This window comes from Bradyrhizobium sp. dw_78 (assembly GCF_018449525.1).
GTDB lineage: Bacteria > Pseudomonadota > Alphaproteobacteria > Rhizobiales > Xanthobacteraceae > Bradyrhizobium.
Genome location: NZ_JAAVUS010000014.1, coordinates 22872 through 46123, shown reverse-complemented (window position 1 = coordinate 46123; position 23252 = coordinate 22872). Strand labels below are relative to the sequence as shown.

Here is a 23252-nt window from a genome sequence, read left to right as displayed (position 1 = left end):
AAAGCCGATAGCAAATAAAAAAGGGCGGCTTCCGGGCCGCCCTTTTTGTTTGTGAGCAGTGGCGCGGCCGTTACGGCCCGGCTCGCTTCCCGTTCACGGTCGCCGTGAACGGAACGCCTACGCTTTCCTTCACCACCTCACCCAATGCGGCAAAATCCGCCTTGCGCGGCGAAGTGTTCCGGTACACGAGGCCGATCGAGCGGCCCGGCTGCGGATTTTTCAGCCGCAACAATTTCACCCGGTCGTCGCGCCGCTCGACATCGGCCGCGATCTGCGGAATCAGCGTGACGCCATAACCGCCGGCGACCATCTGCATCACCGTCGCGAGGCTGGAGGCGGCGAATCCCGCGCCGGCCGCTCCCGTCGTCCGTCCCCGGGCCGTTGCGCAAAATGCCAGGGCCTGATCGCGCAGGCAGTGGCCGTCTTCGAGCAGGATCAGACGGCTTTGATCGATGTCCTCGGCTGCCACGCGCGCCGTCTCCCGCCGCGGATCGTTCGCCGGCACCGCGAGCAGGAACAGATCCTCGAACAGGACGATCGCACGGACATCCGGCTCATCCACCGGCAGCGCCAGCATCGCGGCATCGAGTACGCCGCTCTTGACGTCCTCGACCAGCTGCCTGGTTTGGGTTTCCCGCAATTCCAGGCGCAATTCCGGGAACTGGGTCTGCAACAGGGGAAGAATCCTCGGCAGCAGATAGGGCGCCAGCGATGGAATAACCCCGAGCGTCAGCCGCCCCGTCAGCAACCCGCTGCGATGTCTGGCAAAATCGACCAGGTCGCGGGAAGCCGCCAGCACGTCCTCGCCGCGGCGGGCGATTTCCCGCCCGACATCGGTCAGGATCACCTCGCCCGGCCGCCGCTCGACCACAACCACGCCGAGGATGCGTTCCAGATCGCGAATCTGCATCGACAGCGCCGGTTGCGTAATGGCGCAGGCTTCCGCCGCCCGGCCGAAATGGCCGTGCTTGGCGAGTGCCGCGAGGTAACGAAGCTGCCGGAGCGTGATCATCGTCGATCAGATAAACTGATTAAGAGGTCAAGACAATTCGACTGGACCTGATCTTAGATATCTTCCAAACTCTCGTCACGAGCCGATGCCAGAATGAACCTGTTTTTGGCCGCCTGCTCGTATGAGACGCCCGGCAACGACAACCCTGGAAACGCACAGCCTTATCGGATTGCGGATTTCTGCCGTCACCGGACGGCTCAACCAATCCCACAGGCCGGAAAATTACAGAACACGATTGGAGAGAACATGGACGCAAAGACCGACGAGAGCGCGGGCAAGTGCCCGGTCATGCACACCACTGTTAAAGTCAGCACGAACCGTGACTGGTGGCCGAACCAGCTTAACCTTCAGGTTCTCCACCAGCACTCCGCCCTGTCCAATCCGATGGGCGAGGCGTTCGACTACGCCAAGGCCTTCAAGAGCCTCGATCTCGACGCCGTGATCAAGGATCTCCACGCCTTGATGACGGATTCGCAGGAGTGGTGGCCGGCCGACTTCGGCCATTACGGGCCGCTGTTCATTCGGATGGCGTGGCACAGCGCAGGCACGTACCGCATCGGCGACGGCCGCGGCGGCGCCGGAGCCGGTCAGCAGCGTTTCGCGCCCCTCAATAGCTGGCCCGACAACGTGAACCTCGATAAAGCACGCCGGCTGTTGTGGCCGATCAAGCAGAAATACGGCAACAAGATCTCGTGGGCCGACCTCATGATCCTCACGGGCAACGTCGCCCTCGAGTCGATGGGATTCAAGACGTTCGGTTTCGGCGGCGGCCGCGCCGATGTCTGGGAGCCCGAACAGGACATCTACTGGGGCCCCGAAGGCAAATGGCTGGCCGACGAGCGCTATACCGGCGACCGTGATCTTCAGAATCCTCTCGCCGCCGTGCAGATGGGCCTGATCTACGTGAATCCGGAAGGGCCGAACGGCAAGCCGGATCCGCTCGCCGCGGCCAAGGACATTCGCGACACGTTCGGCCGCATGGCGATGAACGACGAAGAAACGGTGGCGCTGATTGCCGGCGGTCACACTTTCGGCAAGACCCACGGTGCCGGCGATGCCACGCTGGTGGGCCCGGAGCCGGAAGGCGCCGGTATCGAGCAGCAGGGCCTCGGCTGGAAGAACGCCTATGGCAGCGGCAAGGGCGCTGACGCGATCGGCAGCGGCCTGGAAGTGATCTGGACCACGACGCCGACGAAGTGGAGCAGCAACTTCTTCTGGAACCTGTTCGGCTATGAATGGGAACTGACCAAGAGCCCGGCTGGCGCGCACCAGTGGACGCCGAAGGGCGGCGCCGGCGCTGGTACTGTGCCGGACGCGCACGATCCGTCAAAGCGCCATGCCCCCTCCATGCTGACCACCGACCTCGCCCTGCGGGTCGATCCGGCCTACGAAAAGATTTCTCGGCGCTTCTACGAGAATCCGGATCAGTTCGCGGACGCGTTTGCCCGGGCGTGGTTCAAACTGACTCACCGCGACATGGGCCCGATCGTACGCTATCTGGGCCCGCTCGTTCCGAAGGAGGTGCTGCCGTGGCAAGACCCGATTCCCGCGGTCAATCATGAACTGATCGGGGAGCAGGACATTGCCGCTCTGAAGGCGAAGATCCTGGCGTCCGGCCTGTCCGTTTCCCAATTGGTCACGACCGCCTGGGCGTCAGCGGCGACGTTCCGCGGCTCAGACAAGCGCGGTGGCGCGAACGGGGCACGCATTCGCCTCAGCCCGCAGAAGGATTGGGAGGTCAACCAGCCGGCTCAGCTGACGAAGGTGCTTTCGAAGCTCGAAGCGATCCAGAAGGAGTTCAACGCCTCGCAGTCCGGCGGCAAGAAGAAAGTGTCCCTCGCCGACCTGATCGTTCTCGGCGGCAGCGCCGCGATCGAGAAAGCCGCCAAGGACGGCGGGTACGACGTGAAGGTTCCGTTCACACCGGGACTGATGGACGCGTCGCAGGAGCAAACCGACGTGGACTCCTTTGCCCCGCTCGAACTGACCGCGGACGGTTTCCGCAACTATCTCCGGGGCGCGCAGCGTCTATCCCCCGAGGAGCAGCTGGTGGACCGGGCGCAATTGCTGAAGTTGACAGCGCCCGAGATGACGGTGCTGGTCGGCGGCCTGCGCGCGCTGAACGCCGGACAGCCGGCGCACGGCGTCTTCACCAAGCGACCCGAGACGCTGACCAACGACTTCTTCGTCAACCTGCTCGACATGCATACGCAATGGCAGCCGTCTGCCGGCACTGAGGGCGTGTATGAGGGCCGCGACCGGAAGACGAACGAGGTCAAGTGGACCGGCACCCGTGTCGACCTCATCTTCGGTTCGCACTCGCAGCTGCGCGCCCTCGCGGAAGTCTATGCATCCTCGGACTCGAAGGAAAAGTTCGTGAAAGATTTCGTGGCGGCATGGACCAAGGTGATGAACCTGGACCGCTTCGACCTCGCCTGATCCGAAAATTTCGACGCAAAAGGGCGGCCTTTCGGCCGCCCTTTTTATTTGCGTGTATGATGTCGGGCAGGTTTGGTCCGGGACCAACTGTCATCTATGTGAAACATCATCGCTGGACGAAGAAGGGATCCGCCCCATGATGCAGCTTTATTGGGCGCCGCGTTCGCGCTCGTTCACGGCGCTCTGGCTGATGGAAGAAACCGGCCAGCCTTACGAGCGCGTCCTCACCGACATCACCGCCGGCGCGCAAAGGGCGCCCGCCTATCTCGCGATCAACCCGATGGGCAAGGTGCCGGCACTGCGGGACGGCGAGGCGACATTGGCGGAAGCCGCCGCGATCTGCGCCTATGTCGCCGAGCGCTGTCCCGGGGCGAGACTGGCGCCCGCCTTGGGCGATCCGTTACGGGCGAAATATCTGTACTGGCTGTTCTTCGCTCCGAGCTGCATCGAGCCGGCGATGGTGCAGATCGCGACCAAGGTCGAGATGAGCCCGGTTTCGGCAGGCTGGGGCGACGCGCAGCGGGTGTTCGACGTGCTCGACGCAAACCTGACGAAAGGGCCATGGATTCTCGGCGAGGATTTTTCCGCTGCCGATGTCGCGATCGGCTCCGCGCTGAATTTCTCGGTACGGTTGTTCAAGATGGTGCCGTCGCGGCCATCCTTCGATGCCTATATCGCGCGCTGCGTCGCGCGACCCGCCTTCCAGCGCGCCGAACAACTCGCGGCCGGGTGAACAATCTTACTCGGCCTTCAATTCTTCCGGCTTCGGCATCGAGATGATGTTGTAGCCGGAATCGACATAGTGAATTTCGCCGGTGACGCCGCCGGACAGCTCGGACAGCAGATACAGCGCGGAGCCGCCGAGTTCATCCAGCGTTACGCCTCTACCGAGCGGCGAGTGCTTCTGCTGGAACGCGAACAGCGCGCGCGAGTCGCCGATGCCGGATCCCGCCAGCGTGCGCACCGGTCCCGCCGAGATCGCGTTGACGCGGATGCCGCGCGCGCCGAAATCGGATGCCAGGTAACGAACCGAAGCCTCCAGCGCGGCCTTCGCGACCCCCATCACGTTGTAATTCGGCATCACGCGCAACGAGCCGCCGAAGCTCAGCGTGATCATCGCGCCGCCGGAGGCTGGCATCATGGCGGCCGCGCGTTTCGCGAGTTCCGTGAACGAAAAGCAGGAAATCAGCATGGTGCGCGAAAAATTCTCGCGCGTGGTGTCGGCATAGCGTCCCTGCAGCTCCTTCTTGTCGGAGAAGGCGATCGCATGAACCAGGAAATCGAGATGGCCCCATTTTGCCCGCAGCGCATCGAACACCGCATCGACACTGTCGAGATTCTCGACATCGCACGGCAGGACCGTATCGACACCCAGCGATGCGGCAAGCGGCTTGACCCGCTTGCCGAGCGCCTCGCCCTGATAGGTAAAGGCGAGCTCGGCCCCCTGTGCGGCAAGCGTTTTGGCGATGCCCCAGGCAATTGAATGATCATTGGCGACGCCCATGACCAATCCGCGCTTGCCTTTCATCAGGTCCTGCATCTTTCGAATCTTCCGTAGATCAAGGCGTGGATAGATAGCCGGGGATATTCAGGAATTAAGACGCGCTCTGCGCTTTTACCTGGCCATGACACTAAATGAGAGAGTCAATTCGCAGGCAATCTCACGCATCCAGCCGCTTGAACACCAGCGTGGCGTTGGTGCCGCCGAAGCCGAAGGAATTCGACAGCACGGTCTCAAGCCTGGCGTTGTCGATCCGTTTGCGCACGATCGGCATGTCGGCGAACACCGGATCGAGCTCGGTGATGTTGGCGCTCTCGCAGATGAAGCCGTTTTTCATCATCAGCAGCGAGTAGATCGCTTCCTGCACGCCGGTAGCGCCGAGCGAATGTCCGGTGAGCGCCTTGGTGGCGGAAATCGGCGGGCACTTCTCGCCGCTTCCGAACACCTTGCGGATCGCCTCGATTTCCGGCGGATCGCCCGCTGGCGTCGATGTCGCGTGCGGATTGATATAATCGATCGGCGTCTTCACGGTTTCCATCGCCATCCGCATGCAGCGCTCGGCGCCTTCACCGGACGGAGCCACCATGTCGTAGCCGTCGGACGTCGCGCCATAGCCGACGATCTCGGCATAGATGCGCGCGCCGCGCGCCTTGGCGTGCTCAAGCTCCTCGAGCACCACCACGCCGGCACCGCCGGCGATGACAAAACCGTCGCGGTTCACATCATAAGGCCGCGACGCGGTGGCCGGCGTCGCGTTGTATTTCGACGACATCGCCCCCATCGCGTCGAACAGAACCGACAGCGACCAGTCCAGCTCCTCGCAACCGCCGGCGAAAATCATGTCCTGCTTGCCGATCTGGATCGTCTCGTAGGCGTTGCCGATGCAATGGTTCGAGGTCGCGCAGGCCGAGGAGATCGAATAGTTCACGCCCTTGATCTTGAACCAGGTCGCCAGCGTCGCAGACGCTGTCGATGACATCGCTTTGGGCACCGCGAACGGTCCGACCCGCTTCGGTCCCTTGGTGCGCGTGATGTCGGCGGCCTCGACGATGGTACGCGCCGAGGGTCCGCCCGATCCCATGATGATGCCGGTGCGGATATTGGAGATGTCGGTGGGATCGAGGCCGGCGTCCTGGATCGCCTGCTCCATCGCGATGTGATTCCAGGCGGCGCCGTCGCCGAGGAACCGCATGGCGCGACGGTCGATGACTTCGGCCGGATTGATTGTCGGCGCGCCATGCACCTGACAACGGAAGCCAAGCTCGGCATATTTATCCGCGCGCGTGATCCCGGACTTCGCCTCATGAAGGCTAGCCAGCACTTCCTGGGTGTTGTTTCCGATCGATGAGACAATGCCCATCCCGGTGATGACAACCCGTCTCATGATCGCCTCGCCCTGCCTCTATGCTTTGTGTGTGTTGTGAGCACCGACCCGGTTCAAGCCGGCACGGTACCCTGCTTGAACAATCCGACCTTCAGATCCTTCGCGCGATAGATAATGTCGCCGTCCATGGAAAGCCACCCGTCGGCGACGCCAAGCACCAGCTTTGAGCGCATCACGCGCTTGATGTCGATGTTGTACACAACCTTGCGGACGCTCGGCAGCACCTGTCCGGCGAGCTTCAATTCGCCGAGGCCGAGTGCCCGGCCGCGCCCCTCGCCGCCGATCCAGCCCAGATAAAAGCCGACCATTTGCCACAAAGCGTCGAGGCCGAGGCATCCCGGCATGACCGGATCGTTCTTGAAATGGCAGCCGAAGAACCAGAGGTCCGGCTTGACGTCGAGTTCGGCCCGGACCAGGCCCTTGCCATATTCGCCGCCGGTCTCGGAAATCTCGCTGATCCGGTCGAACATCAGCATCGGAGGCAGCGGCAATTGGGCATTGCCCGGGCCGAACATCTCGCCCCGGCCGCAGGCCAGCAGATCCTCATATTCATAACCGCCGCGCCGATTCAGCATACCGCCTCGCCTCTCTCATCATTCCGGTGGAGCGTTCCTGGAGCCGTTTTGCGTGGAAAACGCCCCATGATCGCAATGTGGCGCGGATGCCTCAGGCCCGAAAAAACGATGACACCCGCCGCTCGCCTATGCGGAAATCGCATAGGCCGGACCTCCTAACATAGGGCTTACGGGCGTCAAAGCGTCCCGACAGGGTAAATCGCCGCATTCGGCGGTCAGTTCCGTCCACCGTCTGAAACCTGCCTAGTTGCGAAAAACTTGCATGTACTGATTTTGCTTCTTATAGTCACTGGGAGTTGTGCCGAGATAACGCGTGGTGTCTGACGTGGAAATGAATGACGAGCCCTCAATGATGAGCGATGACGCTGTCATTTCGGCAGTGCATGGTGCGGCGCACCAACCGGCGCTGACCGGCTGTCCTTGGCACGACGTTAACGAAATGCTGCAGGCCGCAGGCCTCCGCCCCACCCGCCAGCGCATGGCGTTGGGCTGGCTCCTGTTCGGCAAGGGCGCGCGTCACCTCACCGCGGAAATGCTGTACGAGGAGGCGACCCTCGCCAAGGTTCCGGTGTCGCTGGCCACCGTCTACAACACGCTCAACCAGCTGACCGACGCAGGCCTGTTGCGGCAGGTCAGTGTCGACGGCACCAAGACCTATTTCGACACCAACGTCTCCGCGCATCATCATTTCTATCTCGAAAACAATCACGAGCTGGTCGATATCCCGGACCCGCATTTGATGTTGCAGAAGATGCCGGAAATTCCCGAAGGCTACGAGATCGCCCGGGTCGACATGGTGGTCCGCTTGCGCAAGAAGCGCTGAGCTAAATATGCGGACTTGACCCGCATATCCATCGATCTTCAAGAATCTCTTCAGGAAATGCCGCATTCGAGGCGGATGGGTTGCCTGGGTCGAGCCCGGCAACGGCGAAGGCTCGTCATTCCACCTTCTCATCGGCGTAGACGCCCCACAGCCGCTGCTGTTCGATCCAACCGTCAAAGCCAGTGCCGTCGATATGGCACCAGCCCGAACCGCAATGCTTGACCTGGGCCACGACGCCAGCCTGCAGGCGAGCGGCGATCGCGCTGGCCGGATCGGCACGATCATAAATCGGCGCCAACTCGTCTTTGCGCTTCATGGTGACGACCGCGGTGCGGCGGCCCGACAGCAGCGAGTGATAGACCCAGCCCTCGGCGCCTTCGGAATCCCGCACCCGGCGCCAGTTCTCGAACTCGGCGGTGATTTCGACCGGCAGACCCGAGCGGGTATAGATCCAGGCGACGTCGTTATCCTTGGTCGGTCCGACCCTGACATTCACATGATCGGATTTGAGGCTGACATAGCGCGGGATCGGCAATCCGCTGGTGGTGAGGGCGGAATCCTTGGCCGAAAATCCTGAACTTACCGACGCGCCGAGCAGGCCCCCGGCCAGCACGACCATCAAACAGAAACGCCCCAACATCACCCTGTCCCCTGCCGAGATCTCAACCCTGTTTTGTTCGAATTGAACTGCTCGGAAATGCCGCCCCTCAAACCCCGCGCCGCTTCGGCCCTGACATCCTTGTTCCGGGGTTCTTGTCTTCGCTTCTTGTCTTGGCCCGGCCTTCTGCTAGAGAGGACGGAACGTCGGAGAAACAAGACGACGGCCGAATTTCCCAAAAAGGATTCAAGGGAAACATCGGGGAACCCAAGGAACGCCGGGACCGCGCTGCACCGGCAGTGTCGAATAACCGGGTTAATGAGGTCTGAACGAACCTCATAAGAGCAGGACATGTCAGTCAAGAAAAAGCCCCTCGTCGTCGTGACACGCAAGCTGCCGGACTCGATCGAGACCCGCATGCGCGAGCTGTTCGACGCCCGGCTCAATCTCGACGATACGCCACTGACGCCGGAACAGATCGGGGAAGCCGTCCGTAGCGCCGATGTGCTGGTGCCGACCGTCACCGACGAAATTACCGAAGAAATTCTCAAGCAGCCCGATTGCCGGCTGAAACTGATCGCTAATTTCGGCAACGGCGTCGACAATATCGATGTCGTCGCGGCCCATGCGCGCGGCATCACCGTGACCAATACGCCGAAGGTTCTGACCGAAGACACCGCCGACATGACGATGGCGCTGATCCTGGCGGTGCCGCGCCGGCTGATCGAGGGCGCCTCCATCCTCACCGAAGGCAAGCACTGGGCAGGCTGGTCGCCGACCTGGATGCTCGGCCATCGCATCGGCGGCAAGCGGCTCGGCATCATCGGCATGGGCCGCATCGGGCAAGCGGTGGCGCGGCGGGCGCGGGCCTTCGGCCTGCAAATTCACTATCACAACCGCCGTCCCGTGGCGCCGCACATCGCCGATGAACTGGGCGCGACCTATTGGGAAAGCCTCGACCAGATGCTGGCGCGGATGGACATCATCTCGGTGAATTGTCCGCACACGCCGGCCACCTTTCATTTGCTGTCGGCGCGGCGGCTGAAGCTGATCCGCAAGGACGCCTATATCGTCAATACCGCGCGCGGCGAGGTGATCGACGAAGAAACCATGACCCGGCTGATCGAAACCGGCGAGATCGCCGGCGCCGGTCTCGACGTGTTCGAACACGAGCCGGCGGTCAGTCCGAAACTGGTGCGGCTGGCGCGCGCCGGCAAGGTGACGTTGCTGCCGCATATGGGCTCCGCCACGATCGAAGGCCGCGTCGAAATGGGCGAGAAGGTGATCATCAACATCCGCACCTTCTTCGACGACCACAAGCCGCCCGACCGCGTGCTGCCGAGCATGCTGTAAGCGGCGGGCATTTCCGGTTCGAATTTCAAACAGCCATATCGTTATTGCGAGCGAAGCGAAGCAATCCACCGCGAAGAAAGAATGGATTGCTTCGTCGCTTCGCTTCTCGCAATGACGGTGCCCTAATTGTAAACACGACTTTTCATTCCCGCGACGCGTTGCGCCCTGGTGATGCATTGACATTGTCCCTCGAAGAACAGAGGGCGCAGGCGACCCTCGAGAGAGGGCGCAGGGAATGCCGGGTGCGCGCCGCACCCATAGCCCCGTGTGCAAAATAAAAAGCACACGAGTTAGTCGCCACAGGTGTGCCGCTGTTCACACGGCATTCCCCGCGCAATGGTTTTAACGGTTTCCTTCGTGCTCTCCCCGGTGACCGGGCTTTATTGTCACCGTCGTCGGTGTGATGCGAAGCATCATCACTTGCGTGATGCGCAGGCATCATCGCCAACTTGACGCCAGCGTCGGGGCGTCAGGACCACACGACTTCGCCGTCCGCGTCAGCGCCGTTCGTCTTCCGGCCTGTCGCGTCCATCGCATCCCGCACCCAACGTTCGTGACGATCGCGAAGCGCCCCTCTTATCGGGGCGGGACGGCGCGGGAGGTGCCGGTGATTTGCCGAACAGGTCAACTGCGGCACTTTGGCACGACGGGCAAAGCGCCCAGGGGCCAGGATATCGTCCCGCTGGTCGGCACAAGGCGTGAAGCGCGATCATCAACGCCGTCGCTCGCGGACGCTCTCCACTTCCATCGCGTTTTCGAGCGAAGTGGCTTCCGGTTCGCGTAAAGAAAACGCGTCAAAACAAAACATAGAGCCTCGGCTCTGACGGAATCAGAACCGAGGCTCTATGTAGAATACGCGCTCAAATCGGTGATCACGGGCGCATCGCCGTTGAGCGGATTGGCCGGATCGCGGCTGTAACGCAGCGTCTCGAACCGCATCATGCGCGCGTCCAGCATCAGCAATCGCCCGACCAGGCCCTCGCCGAAGCCGACGATTTCGCGGATCGCCTCCAGTGCCATCATCGACCCCATGACGCCCGCCAGCGCCCCCATCACGCCGGCTTCGGCGCAGGCCGGCACGGTGCCCGGCGGCGGCGGTTCGGGAAACAGGCAGCGATAGGTCGGATTGAATTCGCCTTGCGGATTTTTCTCGTGCGCGCGGATCGTGGTCAACGACCCGTCGAACATGCCCAGCGCCGCCGTGATCAGCGGCTTGGCGGCGAGGAAACAGGCATCGGATACCAGATAGCGGGTCTCGAAATTATCCGATCCATCGAGCACGAGGTCATAGCCGCCGATCAGCGCCATCGCGTTGCCGGCATCGAGCCGCGTGGCATGCGCCTCGAACCGGACATGGGGATTGAGCGCGTGAATTTGCGACGCCGCACTGTCGACCTTGCGCCGGCCGATATCCGGCGTGGCGTGAATGACCTGGCGCTGCAAATTGGACAATGACACGACATCGTCGTCGACCACGCCGAGTTGGCCGATTCCGGCCGCCGCGAGATACATCAGCGCGGGCGCGCCGAGGCCGCCGGCGCCGATCACTAGCACGGATGCTTCCTTCAGCGCGAGCTGACCGGGGCCGCCGACTTCGCGCAGCACGATATGGCGGGCGTAACGTTCGAGTTCATCGGCGCTCAGCATGATCAGGCTATTTCCTTGAGTCCCGGTCTCTTGAACCGCCGCGCGGTTGTTGCAGACCCATCAGATGTGCTTAATTGCGCGCGCTTCAATGGAGCCTTCAGGTTTGTCATGAGATCACCGCTCGCGGCAACATTGATGTTCATGACGATGGGGGCTTTCGCCTGCGAGTCCGCGCAAGCGGCGACGCCGGGCACGGCAAGCGCCAGATCCAAACCCGCCGCCACGACGCCGGCCCGCCCTACGGTGCAGGCCCCGGCCGATACCGCCAATGCGATGCCGCAGGCCGAGCGCCTGGCGCTGCAATCGGACCTCGCCTGGGTCGGCCAGTATAACGGCGCGATTACCGGCGACGTCAGCGAGCGCATGGTCAATGCGATCAAGGAATTCCAGAAGGCGCGCGGCGGCAAGCCGACCGGCGTGCTCAATCCGCAGGAACGCGGCGTGCTCGCCGACACCGCGAAACGGCGGCAGGAAAATGTCGGGTGGAAAATCGTCACCGATGCCGGCAGCGGCGCGCGGCTCGGCATTCCGGCCAGGCTGGTGCCGCAGCAATCCAGCGATGCCAACGGCGCCAAATGGAGTTCACCCTCCGGCACCATCCAGATCCTGCTGACGCGCCGCAAGGAAGCCGCCCCAGCCACCGCGAAACTGGCCGAACGCGAAAAGAAAGAGCCCGCCGGACGAACGGTCGATTATACCGTGATCAAACCGGACTTCTTCGTGCTGTCGGGCTTGCAGGGGCTGAAGAAATTCTATGTGCGCGGCACCTACAAGGGCGACGAGGTCCGCATCCTCACCATCCTTTACGATCAGGCCACCGAAAACACCGTCGAGCCGGTGGTGATCGCGATGTCGAGCGCGTTCAATCCGTTTCCGGCCGGCGAACAGGCCGCAGGTGAGCCGCCGCGCAAGACGGTCGAATATGGCACCGGCCTCATCGTCAGCGACGATGGCGCGATCGTCACCGACCGCGAACTCAGCGACGGCTGCCTAGCGATCGCGATCGCCGGTTACGGCAATGCCGACCGCACCGCCGAGGACAAGGAGCACGGTCTCGCGCTGCTGCGCCTTTACGGCGCGCGCGGGCTGAAGCCGCTGAATATCGCGCGCGGAGCGGCGAAGCCCGCCATCGCGCTGACCGGAATTGCCGACCCGCAAAACCAGGGCGGCGGATCGGCGGCCAGCAGCATCAGGTCGTCGGTCACGCCAATCGGCAGCGATCTCGCGCTGTCGCCGCCGCCCGCGCCCGGCTTTTCCGGTGCCGCCGCGCTCGACGACGATGGCACATTCGCCGGGGTTGCCTTGCTGAAGCCGGCCGTGGCGGGGCCGCCGAACGCCGGACCCGTGACGCAGGCGATGCTGGCGCCGGCCGACGCCGTGCGCGATTTCCTCACGGCCAATGGCGTCAACGCCACCGGCGCGACAACGGACGCCAAGGCAAACATTGCGGCGTCCGTGGTGCGCGTGATCTGCGTGCGCAAATAAAAATAAGCAGGCCTGCTACCAGCGCCGTCCCCAGCCCCGGTGTCCCCAACCCCATCCATAGCCATAGCCGTAATACGGACCATAACCGTAGTAACCGTAATAGGCCGGCGGCCCGACGACGTAACCGGGCGGCGGACCGTCGTAATCGTCCTCTACAATTTCCTCATCGGCAATCGCGCGGGCACGCCGAGCTGTCCGAACCGGCGCCATGCCGACGTTCTGCGCGATGACGTAACCGTCCTGGCCGTTGAGCGAAGCCTGGCACCACCCGTTGCTGCATTTGCCGATCTCGACCGTGGTCCCCTTCGGAATCAAAGTCAGCACGTCACTCTTGGTGCCGGGCTCCTTGCGCAGATTGGTCTCCGCGGTGGTGGCGATCGGCTTGGCCGTCGCGCTGACCGCCGACAGAATGGTGAAGATGGCGGCTGACGCCGCGATCCGTGCAAAGCTCATGGCTCTCCTCTTGTTGCTTCGTGCTGTTCGCCCGAAGCGATTTAACTGCGGGAGCGAGCTTTCGATCAAGGTCCCGTCCGTTAACTTTTCGCCATGAAGTTTTTGTTTCGGTTGATTGCTGAAGGCCGCTTACTTCTGGCACTTCGGACACCAGAATGTCGAACGTCCATTCTGCGTGAAACGGCGCACGATGCCGTCGCAGCCGGGACTGCGGCATTTCTCGCCCTCGCGGTCATAGACCTGGAACGAATGCTGGAAATAGCCGAGTTCGCCACTGGTCTGGCGATGGTCGCGCAGCGACGAACCGCCGGCCTTGATCGCCTCGTTCAGCACCGCATGGATTGCTGCGACCAGCCATCTGGCGTGGTCGGTGGGTTCGTCCTTTTTTGTCGCCAGTGTCGCGGCCAGCCGCCGCGGCGACAGATGCGCCCGGAACAGCGCCTCGCAGACATAGATATTGCCAAGGCCCGCGACCACGCGCTGGTCGAGCAGCGCCGCCTTCAGGCTGGTCTTCTTGTTGGCGCAGGCGCGCGCCAGCATCGCGGCGTCGAATTCATTGCCAAGCGGTTCAGGGCCGAGCCCCTTCAACAACGGCTCATCCCCCAGCGCGGTGCGGGCGATAACCTTCATATAGCCGAAACGGCGCGGATCGTTGAAGACGATCGCGGCCCCCGACGACATGTGAAACACGACGTGATCATGCGTCCGGTCCTCGCTGCGCGGATGGTGGAAGCGGCCCGGCGCCTGCCGGTCGTCCTGCTCGATCACCCGGAACGAGCCAGACATGCCCAGATGCATCAGGAGCACGTCGCCGGAGGCCAGATCGGCCAGCAAATATTTGGCACGGCGGCCGAGGCCGATCACCGTCTGGCCGTCGAGCCGCGCGGTAAAGTCCTTTTGAAACGGAAACCGCAGATCCTTGCGCCGGACCTCCGCCTTGACGATTTTGGCTCCTTCCATCGCCGGCTGCAGGCCGCGGCGAACCGTCTCGACTTCGGGCAATTCGGGCATTGAGGGCGTTCACCTTCTGGACGTGACGTGATAGCCCCATTGCGGCGGGCGCGCTATGGTCCGGCACCCTCGTCATTGCGAGGAGCAGCGACGGAACAAATTTTCCACGTCTGCCGCAATCGCGGCAGGACTCTCAGGATGCGATGGCATGGATCGGCCCGACCAAACCACCCATTTCGGCTTCAAGGATGTGCCGCTGGGCGACAAGCAGACGTTGGTGAACGACGTCTTTCACAGCGTGGCGTCGCGCTACGATCTGATGAACGACCTGATGTCGGCGGGCCTGCACCGCGTCTGGAAAGACGTGATGGTCACCGCGCTCAATCCGCCGCGGAACGACACCCCGTTCGCGCTGCTCGATGTCGCCGGCGGCACCGGCGATATCGCCTTTCGCGCCGCCAAGGCGGCCGGCAACGGCTTTCGCGCCACCGTCTGCGATATCAATCCCGACATGCTCGCGGTCGGCCGCGACCGCGCGGCGAAGCGTGGCCTCGACGACAGGGTGTCGTTTGTCGAGGGCAATGCTGAGGCGCTGGCCTTCGCCGACAGGACTTTCGACGCCTACACCATCGCCTTCGGCATCCGCAACGTGCCGCGGATCGATCTCGCGCTCAGCGAGGCGTTTCGCGTGCTGCGGCCCGGCAGCCGCTTCCTGTGCCTGGAATTTTCCACCGTCGATATGCCCGGCCTCGACCGGCTCTATGATTTATTTTCGTTCAAGGTGATTCCGCCGCTCGGCCGCGCCGTCACCGGCGATGCCGAATCCTACCGCTATCTGGTCGAATCGATCCGCAAATTTCCCAGGCCGGCTGCCTTTGCCGACATGATCCGCGCCGCGGGCTTTGCGCGCGTCTCCTGGCAAAGCCTCTCCGGCGGCATCGTGGCGTTGCATTCGGGCTGGCGTCTGTGATTTCCGCGATAACGCATATTGCGCGGCTGACCCGCGCGGCCTTCGTGTTCGCGCGCGAAGGCGTGTTCGGCGTCGTCGATCCGGCCCTGGTGCCGCCGCCGGGGCAGCTCGCGCTTCGCATCGCCCGCCTGGTCGAGCGCCCGGGCGCCAAATCCGGACCCCGATTGTCGCGCGCGCTGACGCGGCTCGGCCCCGCTTATCTCAAGCTCGGCCAGTTCCTGGCGACGCGGCCCGATGTGGTCGGCGTCATCATGGCCCGCGATCTGGAAGCCTTGCAGGACCGCCTGCCGCCGTTTTCGCAAGCCGAAGCCGAAAGCGTTATCGCCGCCTCGCTGGAACGTCCGGTGGCGCAGGCCTTTGCCAGCCTCGGTCCCGCCGTGGCCGCGGCCTCGATCGCGCAGGTGCATCGCGGCGTGGTCGAACATGACGGCGTGCGCACGGCAGTCGCGGTCAAGGTGCTGCGGCCCAACGTCGCCTCGCGCTTCCGCCGCGACCTCGGCGATTTCTTTTTTGTCGCGCACAAGGCGGAAGCGCATTCGTCGGAAGCGCGACGGCTCAGGCTGGTCGAAGTCATCAACACCATGTCGCGCTCGGTGGCGATGGAGATGGACCTGCGGCTCGAGGCCGCCGCGCTTTCCGAGATGGCGGAAAACACCAGCGGCGATCCGGATTTCCGCGTGCCGCAGGTGGATTGGGACCGCACCACCCATAATGTGCTGACGATGGAGTGGATCGACGGCATCGCGCTGAACGATCATGCGCGGCTCGAACAGGCGCAGGTCGATCTGCCCGACCTCGGCCGCAAGGTGATCCAGAGTTTTCTGCGCCACGCGCTGCGCGACGGCTTCTTTCACGCCGACATGCATCCCGGCAACCTGTTCCTGGACAAGGAGGGCCGGCTGGTCGCCGTCGATTTCGGCATCATGGGCCGGCTCGGCATGAAGGAGCGGCGTTTCCTGGCCGAAATCCTGCTGGGCTTCATCACGCGCGATTACCGCCGCGTCGCAGAGGTTCATTTCGAGGCCGGCTATGTGCCGCGACACCATTCGGTGGAGAATTTCGCGCAAGCCATCCGCGCCATCGGCGAGCCGATCCACAACCGCACCGCCGAGGAAATCTCGATGGCGCGGCTGCTGACCCTGCTGCTCGAGGTCACCGGCCTGTTCGACATGCAGACACGCCCCGAGTTGATCCTGCTGCAAAAGACCATGGTGGTGGTCGAGGGCGTCGCCCGCAGCTTCGACCCCAAGCTCGACATGTGGAAGATCGCCGATCCCGTGGTCCGCGAATGGATCGAACGCAATCTCGGGCCGATCGGACGGGTCCAGGGCGCGATGTCCGGCGCAAGCGACATCGGCCGGGTGCTGGCGAGGCTGCCGGCGATCGTTGCGCGCTCGGTCGCGGTTCTGGAGCAATTGGAGACCATGACCCGGGAAGGCGTGATGCTGTCGCCGGAGACGATTGCTGCGATGGGACGCAGCGAGGTCCGCAAAAACCGCGGGCGCACCGTGGCGCTGTGGATCATCGCCATCACCTTCATCGGGATATTGATTGTCGTCCGGCAGATGTGATTGCAATGCATCCCGATTATGATAGCACTGCTATCATAATCGCCGGAGGGCGCCGTGGCCAGCCTCACCATCCGAAAGCTCGACGACGCCATCCGGGACAGGCTGCGGCTGCGTGCGGCGCAGAACGGCCGCTCGGTCGAGGACGAAGTGCGAGTGATCCTGCGCGAGGCGTCACAACCCCGCGCGCCGGATGCCGCCCTGCCGGCTTCTCAGGCCCCCTCGCCGGCGCTACGCGGGGCTCACGGCGCCGCCGCCGCTCCGGAACTGGCGCGCGTCACCCTGATCATCGGCGGCGGCATCGCGGCCTACAAGGCGCTGGACCTGATACGGCGGCTGATGGAGCGTCAGATCCATGTCCGCTGCGTCCTGACCAAAGCCGCGCAGCAATTCGTGACGCCGCTGGCCGCCGGCGCGCTGTCGCATGAGCGCGCCTATACGGATTTGTTCGATGCCGAGAGCGAGTTCGACGCCGGCCATATCCGCCTTGCCCGCGAATGCGACCTGATCGTGGTCGCGCCGGCCACCGCGGATCTCATGGCCAAGATGGCGCATGGCCATGCCGACGATCTCGCCAGCGCGATCCTGCTCGCCGCGCACCGGCCGGTCCTGCTGGCGCCGGCGATGAATCCGCTGATGTGGAACAACGCCGCCACCCGCCGCAACGTGGCGCAGCTCGAACGCGACGGCGTCTTCACCGTCGGCCCCAATTCCGGCGAGATGGCCGAGGCCGGCGAGGCCGGCCTCGGCCGGATGGCGGAACCCCTGGAAATCGCGGCGGCGGCCGAACGCCTGCTGCGTCCGCCGCAGCCGCGCCCGCTGGCCGGCAAGCATGTGCTGATCACTGCGGGGCCGACGCATGAGCCGATCGATCCGGTGCGCTACATCGCCAACCGCTCCTCCGGCAAGCAGGGTTTCGCCATCGCCGCGGCGGCGCAGGCGGCGGGTGCGGATGTCACCTTGATCTCGGGCCCGGTCGAACTCGGCGATCCCCCGGGCGTCACGGTGAAGCATGTGGAGTCCGCCCGCGACATGCTGCGGCAGGTCGAAGCGGCGCTGCCGGCGGATATCGCGATCTTTGCCGCCGCCGTCGCCGACTGGCGGGTCGCCCATGAAGGCGAGCAGAAGCTGAAGAAGACCGCGGCCGGCATGCCGCCGCTGCAACTGGTGGAAAATCCCGATATCCTGGCCACGATCGCCAGACTTCACGACCGGCGGCCCAAGCTCGTGATCGGATTCGCCGCCGAGACCGAACATCTGATCGACAACGCCAAGGCCAAAATGACGCGCAAGGGCTGCGACTGGATCGTCGCCAACGACGTCTCGCCCGCCACCGGCGTGATGGGCGGCGACCGCAACACCGTTCACCTGCTGACGCGCGCGGGAACCGAAATCAGCGTCGATTCCTGGCCCGTGATGACCAAGGAAGAGGTTGCGATCGAATTGGTGGCGAGGATCGCGAAAGCCGCCGCAACCATGGAGACAGCGTCGTGAACAGCACCGTCAAGGTCGAGGTCCAGCAATTGCCGCATGGCGAGGGTCTGGCGCTGCCGGCCTATCAGACCGCGCATGCCGCCGGGCTGGACCTGCTGGCCGCCGTGCCGGAAGACGCGCCTGTGATCCTCGCTCCGGGAAAATACGCGCTGGTTCCCACCGGGCTGGCGATCGCGCTACCGCCGGACCATGAGGCGCAAATCCGCCCGCGCTCCGGCCTTGCCGCCAAGCACGGCGTCACCGTGCTGAACTCGCCGGGCACGATCGATGCGGATTATCGCGGCGAGATCTGCGTTCTGCTGGTCAATCTCGGCGACAGACCGTTCCCGGTCCGGCGCGGCGAGCGGATCGCACAGATGATCATTGCGCCGGTCGCCCGCGCCGAACTCGTTCCCGCGGCATCGCTCTCCGCGACCGACCGCGGCAGCGGCGGCTTTGGCTCGACGGGACGCTAGATCATGATCTCCGCGCAAATGCCTTCCGCATTTATCGCGAGGGAAAACCGGTTTCCACTTTTCCGGGTCATGCTCTAAGCAGCTGATTTATTTTCGTAAAAATCGTGTCGACTTGTTTCAATGCGGCATTTTTTTGCGGCGCCGTTTTACGTTCACGGTCTGGACTCTACCCGGCCGACTCCCGTTGGGGATATTGTCTTTCGATTCGCGAACGGCAGCTGCAGAGCCGGGCGTAAAATCGTGCGGTTTGGGGCAAATTATGTCGGGCGTGTTCGTGTCGATGCGTCGGACCTTGCTGTCGTGCTCATCGCTGGCACGCCACGGCATGAGGGGTCTTGGCTCCAGCCTTGCCGGCCTGCTGGCCGCGGCGACGCCGAGCCAGGCCGATGAGTTTTCACCGCTCAAAGGGATTCTCGAACTCAATCACCAGGAATTCGCGGTCCTCACCACCGCGTTGGCGCTGCTCGGCTTTACCGTGGTATCGGCGATCCTGCTGATGCATACGCGGGTGCGCGCCGCCAAGACCGAGGCCCAGCTACGGTCCGATATCCAGGGCCTGCAAATCGAGACCGACAATTTCCGGGCGCTGCTGTTCGCCGAACCGCAGATCCTGATCTCGTGGGAGGCGGGCAACAACCGGCCGCAAATCAGCGGCGACATTTCGCTGGTGATGCCGCCGGAGTCCCAGCACCAGCCGCAACGCATCCTCGCTTTCGGAACCTGGCTGCCGCCGGAGCCGGCGCTGCAAATGGACCACGCGATCGATGCCTTGCGCGAGGCCGGCGAGAGTTTTCTGCTCAATCTCACCTCGTCGAACGGGCGCGCCTTCGAAGCGATGGGCCGCGCCGTCGGCGGCCAAGCCATCGTGCGGATCCGCGAGCTCAGCGGACTGCGCCGGGAACTGGCCGAAACCCACATCCGGCACAAGGCGCTGCTGGAAGAGACCCAGATACTGCGCGGTTTCGCCGCCGCCGCGCCGTGGCCGATCTGGGCCAAGAACGCCAAGGGCAACCTCAGCTACGCCAATGCCGCTTATGCGCGGGCAACCGATGCCGGGGATGCCGCGGATGCGATCGATCGCGACCTGCGACTGCTCGACAGCGCCGACCGCGTCGAGATGGACCGCGCGCTGACCGGCGCCGGAACTTTCACCGCGCGGCTGCCGATCGTGATCGGCGGCGAGCGGCGGATCTACGATGTCCACGCACTCGCGATCGATGGCGGCAGCGCCGGCATCGCCATCGACGCCAGCGAAGCCGAGGCGCTGCGCGCGACCCTGGTACGGATGGCGGAGGCGCATCGCCGCACCCTCGATCAATTGTCGTCCGGCGTCGCCGTGTTCGACAGCCAGCGGCGGCTTGCGTTCTACAACGATTCCTACCGCCGGCTGTGGGATCTCGACCGCGCGTTCCTCGACAACAACCCCGACGATTCGAGCGTGCTCGACCGGCTGCGCGCGGCCCACAAACTGCCCGAAGAGGCGGATTTCCGCGCCTGGAAGGCCAAGCTGCACGAGGCCTACCGCGCCATCGAACCCCAGAATTATACCTGGTATCTGCCCGACGGCCGGGCGGTGAGCGTCGTTACGACGCCGAATCCGGAAGGCGGCGTCACCTATCTGTTCGACAACGTCACCGCAAGCCTCGACCTGGCGCGCCGATTCGACGGCCTGATCCGGGTGCAGCGCGAGACGCTCGACAGCCTCGCCGAGGCCGTCGCCGTATTCGGCAGCAACGGCCGCGCCGAGCTGTTCAATCCGGCCTTCGCGAAGATGTGGAAATTGTCGCCGGAAGCGATGCAGCAACGGCCGCATATCGAGACCGTGGAAGCCTGGTGCAAGCCGCTGTTCGACGACGCCGCGACCTGGCGAACCATCCGCGAGGCCGTTACCGCGATCGAAAATCGCGTCGAGGTGCCGCTGAAGCTGGAGCGCAAGGACGGCAGCGTGCTCGACTGCATGACCATGCCGCTGCCCGACGGCGCCACCATGCTGACATTCCAAGACATTACCGATACCGAAAATGTCGAACGCGCGTTGCGCGAGCGCAACGAGGCGCTGGAAACCGCCGACCAGATGAAGATCGATTTCGTCCACCACGTGTCCTACGAACTGCGCTCGCCGCTGACCACGATCATCGGCTTCGCGCATTTCCTGAGCGACCCGGTGACCGGCCCGCTGATGCCCAAGCAGGCCGAATATCTCGGCTACATCACCACCTCCACCAACGCGCTGCTGGCGATCATCAACAACATCCTCGATCTCGCCACCATCGACGCCGGCGCGATGTCGCTCAATCTGGGCCCGGTCGATATCCGCAAGACCATCGAAGCCGCGGCCGAAGGCATTCAGGACCGGCTCGCGACCGACCGCATCGAGCTCAAGCTCGACATCGATCCCAATATCGGAACCTTCGTCGGCGACGAACGCCGCGTGGTGCAGGTGCTTTATAATCTGCTCGCCAACGCCGTGGGCTTCTCGCCGCCGGATACCGCCATTACCGTCAGCGCCCGGCGCACCGAGCGCAGCGTGGTGTTCCGCGTGACCGATTCCGGCCCGGGCATTCCGCCCGACGTCAAGGACAAGGTGTTCGACTGGTTCGAGAGCCATTCCAACGGATCGCGGCACCGCGGCGCCGGCCTCGGCCTGTCGCTGGTCCGCTCCTTTGTCGAACTTCACGGGGGCAAGGTGCGCGTCGATTCGATCGTCGGCAAAGGCACGACCGTCACGTGCGACTTTCCGCTCGACCAGGCCGCGCATCGCGACGCCGCGGAATGACCGGTCCCGCCGTATTCTCGGTTGCGCTGGCGAATGAGGCCGCCACCGCGCATCTGATGGCCGATCTGGCGCTCTTGATCGGTCCCGGCGACCTCATCACGCTGTCGGGCGATCTCGGCGCCGGCAAGACGACCGCGGCGCGCTCGATCATCCGCTATCTCGCCGGCGACGACGGACTGGAAGTGCCGAGCCCGACCTTCACGCTTGCGCAGACCTACGATCTGCCGCCGTTTCCGCTGGTTCATGCGGATCTCTACCGCATCAACGATCCCGCGGAACTGGAAGAGATCGGGCTGTCGCCGCTGCCGGAGGGCACCGTGGCGCTGATCGAATGGCCGGAGCGCGCGTCCGACGTGCTGCCGGCCGACCGCATCGACATCGCGCTCAGCCACCGGCCGGCGCTGGGATCGGCTGCCCGCGCCGCCGAAATCACCGGCCACGGCAAGGCCGCCGCGCAAGTGAGACGATTGCAGGCGCTGCGCCAGTTCCTGACCGACGCCGGCTACGCCGACGCCGGGCGCCGGCGCATGGCCGGTGACGCTTCGACGCGGTCCTATGCGCGGCTGTTCCGCGACGACAACGCGGTCATCCTGATGAATTCACCGCGGCGGCCCGACGGACCCGCGATCTATCACGGCCAATCCTACAGCGCCGCGGTACATCTGGCCGAGGACGTCAGGCCGTTCGTCGCCATCGCCAATGGCTTGCGCGAACGCGGCTTCTCCGCGCCGGCGATCCATCACGCCGATCTCGCCGAAGGATTCCTGATCACCGAGGATTTCGGCAGCGAAGGCTTCATCGAGGGCAGCCCGCCCTCGCCGATCGCCGAGCGCTACCAGGTTGCGGTCGACATGCTGGCCGCGCTGCATCGCCTGCCCTTGCCCACGATGCTGCCGCTGCCCCCGCAGAACGACTACGCCATTCCCGCCTTCGACACCGACGCCATGCTGGTCGAAATCGGGCTGATGCCGGAATGGTACCTGCCCGACCGCGGGGCAGACCTGCCCGACGAGGCCCGCGCGCAGTTCGTCGCGATGTGGCGCGATCTGCTCGACAGCTCCCTCGCCGAACCCGCCGCAAAGACCTGGGTGATGCGCGACTTTCATTCGCCCAACCTGATCTGGCTTGGAGAGCGGCGCGATATCGCGAAAGTCGGCGTCATCGATTTCCAGGACGCCGTGCTTGGACCGGGAGCCTATGACCTGGTGTCGCTGCTGCAGGATGCACGGATCGACGTGCCCGAACAGATCGAGCTGGCGCTATTGACGCGCTACATCAAGACGCAGCTTGCCGCCGACAGCGCCTTCGACCCCGCTCGCTTCGCCGAACTCTATGCGATCATGTCGGCGCAGCGGAACACGCGGCTGCTCGGCACCTTTGCCCGGCTCAACCGGCGCGACGGCAAGCCACAATATCTGCGCCATCAGCCGCGCATCTGGACCTACCTCAATCGTTCACTGGCCCACCCGGCGCTGGCACGGTTTCGGGCATGGTATGCCGCCCATGTCCCCCCGCCGATCGCCTGAAATCCGATTCGGTTTTGTCCGATGCAAGAGCCCTATCGGTTCTGATTGAATCAGAACCAGGCTCTAACATTTTGTTTAGACGTGTTTTCTTCACGCGAACCGGGATCCGCTTCGCTCGAAAACGCTATAGCGTTGGGCTCAGGATCGTTACCCTCGATTTACCGCTTATTAGCCACTGTCCCTCTATCTTGTGGCGACCCTTCGGTCCGAGACGCAGGGCGTGGGCTTGATGACGGAGCGAA

General features: G+C 64.0%; 19 protein-coding genes. 11 read left to right on the top strand and 8 right to left on the bottom strand.

The annotated features are described in order from the left end of the window. Window positions 1–70 precede the first annotated feature (70 nt). Window positions 71–1012 (bottom strand): LysR substrate-binding domain-containing protein, encoded by a 942-nt coding sequence (locus tag HB630_RS26495; protein ID WP_213775672.1) that lies wholly within the window; start codon window positions 1010–1012, stop codon window positions 71–73. A 246-nt stretch (window positions 1013–1258) separates the two neighbouring features. On the opposite strand from HB630_RS26495, the gene katG reads away from it, so the two are divergent. Then, window positions 1259–3451, top strand: a complete 2193-nt coding sequence (katG, locus tag HB630_RS26490) for a catalase/peroxidase HPI (RefSeq protein WP_213775671.1) — start codon at window positions 1259–1261, stop codon at window positions 3449–3451. Between the two features lie 136 nt (window positions 3452–3587). Continuing rightward, complete coding sequence (locus tag HB630_RS26485) at window positions 3588–4184, top strand: glutathione S-transferase family protein (protein WP_213775670.1); 597 nt, start codon at window positions 3588–3590, stop codon at window positions 4182–4184. Window positions 4185–4190: 6 nt separating this feature from the next. On the opposite strand, the gene fabI is transcribed toward HB630_RS26485, so the two are convergent. From fabI to fabA, 3 genes are all read right to left on the bottom strand, one after another. Beyond that, window positions 4191–4991, bottom strand: coding sequence for an enoyl-ACP reductase FabI (fabI, locus tag HB630_RS26480; RefSeq protein ID WP_213775669.1), 801 nt, complete (start codon window positions 4989–4991; stop codon window positions 4191–4193). 121 nt (window positions 4992–5112) lie between these two features. Further along, window positions 5113–6336 carry a beta-ketoacyl-ACP synthase I gene (fabB, locus tag HB630_RS26475; protein WP_213775668.1) on the bottom strand — a complete coding sequence of 408 codons (1224 nt, stop codon included), beginning with the start codon at window positions 6334–6336 and terminating at the stop codon, window positions 5113–5115. A 53-nt stretch (window positions 6337–6389) separates the two neighbouring features. After that, on the bottom strand, window positions 6390–6911 hold the full coding sequence (gene fabA, locus HB630_RS26470) for a 3-hydroxyacyl-[acyl-carrier-protein] dehydratase FabA (RefSeq protein ID WP_213775667.1): 522 nt from the start codon (window positions 6909–6911) through the stop codon (window positions 6390–6392). A 349-nt stretch (window positions 6912–7260) separates the two neighbouring features. On the opposite strand from fabA, the gene irrA reads away from it, so the two are divergent. After that, a complete protein-coding gene (irrA, locus tag HB630_RS26465) occupies window positions 7261–7734 on the top strand; it encodes an iron response transcriptional regulator IrrA (RefSeq protein WP_276571647.1) in 474 nt (157 codons plus the stop codon). Between the two features lie 115 nt (window positions 7735–7849). On the opposite strand, the gene HB630_RS26460 is transcribed toward irrA, so the two are convergent. After that, a complete protein-coding gene (locus tag HB630_RS26460) occupies window positions 7850–8377 on the bottom strand; it encodes an SH3 domain-containing protein (protein WP_213775666.1) in 528 nt (175 codons plus the stop codon). A gap of 306 nt (window positions 8378–8683) precedes the next feature. On the opposite strand from HB630_RS26460, the gene HB630_RS26455 reads away from it, so the two are divergent. Further along, window positions 8684–9685 (top strand): D-glycerate dehydrogenase, encoded by a 1002-nt coding sequence (locus HB630_RS26455; protein WP_213775665.1) that lies wholly within the window; start codon window positions 8684–8686, stop codon window positions 9683–9685. 843 nt (window positions 9686–10528) lie between these two features. Here the strand turns inward: HB630_RS26455 and moeB are convergent. Beyond that, window positions 10529–11332: a molybdopterin-synthase adenylyltransferase MoeB gene (gene moeB / locus HB630_RS26450; RefSeq protein ID WP_213775664.1), complete on the bottom strand. Its 804-nt coding sequence runs from the start codon at window positions 11330–11332 to the stop codon at window positions 10529–10531. Window positions 11333–11440: 108 nt separating this feature from the next. Between moeB and HB630_RS26445 the strand changes: the two genes are divergently transcribed. Next, window positions 11441–12817, top strand: a complete 1377-nt coding sequence (locus tag HB630_RS26445; RefSeq protein WP_213775663.1) for a serine protease — start codon at window positions 11441–11443, stop codon at window positions 12815–12817. 15 nt (window positions 12818–12832) lie between these two features. On the opposite strand, the gene HB630_RS26440 is transcribed toward HB630_RS26445, so the two are convergent. Then, on the bottom strand, window positions 12833–13270 hold the full coding sequence (locus tag HB630_RS26440) for an SH3 domain-containing protein (protein WP_213775662.1): 438 nt from the start codon (window positions 13268–13270) through the stop codon (window positions 12833–12835). A 129-nt stretch (window positions 13271–13399) separates the two neighbouring features. Further along, window positions 13400–14281 carry a bifunctional DNA-formamidopyrimidine glycosylase/DNA-(apurinic or apyrimidinic site) lyase gene (mutM, locus tag HB630_RS26435; RefSeq protein ID WP_213775661.1) on the bottom strand — a complete coding sequence of 294 codons (882 nt, stop codon included), beginning with the start codon at window positions 14279–14281 and terminating at the stop codon, window positions 13400–13402. 148 nt (window positions 14282–14429) lie between these two features. On the opposite strand from mutM, the gene ubiE reads away from it, so the two are divergent. The 6 genes from ubiE to tsaE all read left to right on the top strand — a co-directional run bounded on the left by ubiE (window position 14430) and on the right by tsaE (window position 23010). After that, window positions 14430–15191 (top strand): bifunctional demethylmenaquinone methyltransferase/2-methoxy-6-polyprenyl-1,4-benzoquinol methylase UbiE, encoded by a 762-nt coding sequence (gene ubiE / locus HB630_RS26430; RefSeq protein WP_213775660.1) that lies wholly within the window; start codon window positions 14430–14432, stop codon window positions 15189–15191. Beyond that, window positions 15188–16762, top strand: a complete 1575-nt coding sequence (gene ubiB / locus HB630_RS26425; RefSeq protein WP_213775659.1) for a 2-polyprenylphenol 6-hydroxylase — start codon at window positions 15188–15190, stop codon at window positions 16760–16762. Before ubiE ends, ubiB begins: the two co-directional genes overlap by 4 nt. A 54-nt stretch (window positions 16763–16816) precedes the next feature. Continuing rightward, window positions 16817–18253, top strand: a complete 1437-nt coding sequence (gene coaBC, locus HB630_RS26420) for a bifunctional phosphopantothenoylcysteine decarboxylase/phosphopantothenate--cysteine ligase CoaBC (RefSeq protein WP_213775658.1) — start codon at window positions 16817–16819, stop codon at window positions 18251–18253. Next, a complete protein-coding gene (gene dut / locus HB630_RS26415) occupies window positions 18250–18708 on the top strand; it encodes a dUTP diphosphatase (RefSeq protein ID WP_213775657.1) in 459 nt (152 codons plus the stop codon). The genes coaBC and dut overlap by 4 nt, the downstream gene beginning before the upstream one ends. Before the next feature lie 259 nt (window positions 18709–18967). Then, window positions 18968–21484, top strand: coding sequence for a PAS domain-containing sensor histidine kinase (locus tag HB630_RS26410; RefSeq protein WP_213775656.1), 2517 nt, complete (start codon window positions 18968–18970; stop codon window positions 21482–21484). Continuing rightward, the gene (gene tsaE / locus HB630_RS26405) at window positions 21481–23010 is read left to right on the top strand and encodes a tRNA (adenosine(37)-N6)-threonylcarbamoyltransferase complex ATPase subunit type 1 TsaE (RefSeq protein ID WP_213775655.1); all 1530 of its coding nucleotides are present in this window, start codon (window positions 21481–21483) and stop codon (window positions 23008–23010) included. The genes HB630_RS26410 and tsaE overlap by 4 nt, the downstream gene beginning before the upstream one ends. Window positions 23011–23252: the final 242 nt, after the last annotated feature.

What these genes read in the sequence shown, in the direction of transcription:
- HB630_RS26495 (WP_213775672.1), bottom strand. Translation starts at nt 1,012, where the DNA reads ATGATCACGCTCCGGCAGCTTCGTTACCTCGCGGCACTCGCCAAGCAC.
- katG (WP_213775671.1), top strand. Translation starts at nt 1,259, where the DNA reads ATGGACGCAAAGACCGACGAGAGCGCGGGCAAGTGCCCGGTCATGCAC.
- HB630_RS26485 (WP_213775670.1), top strand. Translation starts at nt 3,588, where the DNA reads ATGATGCAGCTTTATTGGGCGCCGCGTTCGCGCTCGTTCACGGCGCTC.
- fabI (WP_213775669.1), bottom strand. Translation starts at nt 4,991, where the DNA reads ATGCAGGACCTGATGAAAGGCAAGCGCGGATTGGTCATGGGCGTCGCC.
- fabB (WP_213775668.1), bottom strand. Translation starts at nt 6,336, where the DNA reads ATGAGACGGGTTGTCATCACCGGGATGGGCATTGTCTCATCGATCGGA.
- fabA (WP_213775667.1), bottom strand. Translation starts at nt 6,911, where the DNA reads ATGCTGAATCGGCGCGGCGGTTATGAATATGAGGATCTGCTGGCCTGC.
- irrA (WP_276571647.1), top strand. Translation starts at nt 7,261, where the DNA reads ATGATGAGCGATGACGCTGTCATTTCGGCAGTGCATGGTGCGGCGCAC.
- HB630_RS26455 (WP_213775665.1), top strand. Translation starts at nt 8,684, where the DNA reads ATGTCAGTCAAGAAAAAGCCCCTCGTCGTCGTGACACGCAAGCTGCCG.
- moeB (WP_213775664.1), bottom strand. Translation starts at nt 11,332, where the DNA reads ATGCTGAGCGCCGATGAACTCGAACGTTACGCCCGCCATATCGTGCTG.
- HB630_RS26445 (WP_213775663.1), top strand. Translation starts at nt 11,441, where the DNA reads ATGAGATCACCGCTCGCGGCAACATTGATGTTCATGACGATGGGGGCT.
- HB630_RS26440 (WP_213775662.1), bottom strand. Translation starts at nt 13,270, where the DNA reads ATGAGCTTTGCACGGATCGCGGCGTCAGCCGCCATCTTCACCATTCTG.
- mutM (WP_213775661.1), bottom strand. Translation starts at nt 14,281, where the DNA reads ATGCCCGAATTGCCCGAAGTCGAGACGGTTCGCCGCGGCCTGCAGCCG.
- ubiE (WP_213775660.1), top strand. Translation starts at nt 14,430, where the DNA reads ATGGATCGGCCCGACCAAACCACCCATTTCGGCTTCAAGGATGTGCCG.
- HB630_RS26410 (WP_213775656.1), top strand. Translation starts at nt 18,968, where the DNA reads ATGTCGGGCGTGTTCGTGTCGATGCGTCGGACCTTGCTGTCGTGCTCA.
- tsaE (WP_213775655.1), top strand. Translation starts at nt 21,481, where the DNA reads ATGACCGGTCCCGCCGTATTCTCGGTTGCGCTGGCGAATGAGGCCGCC.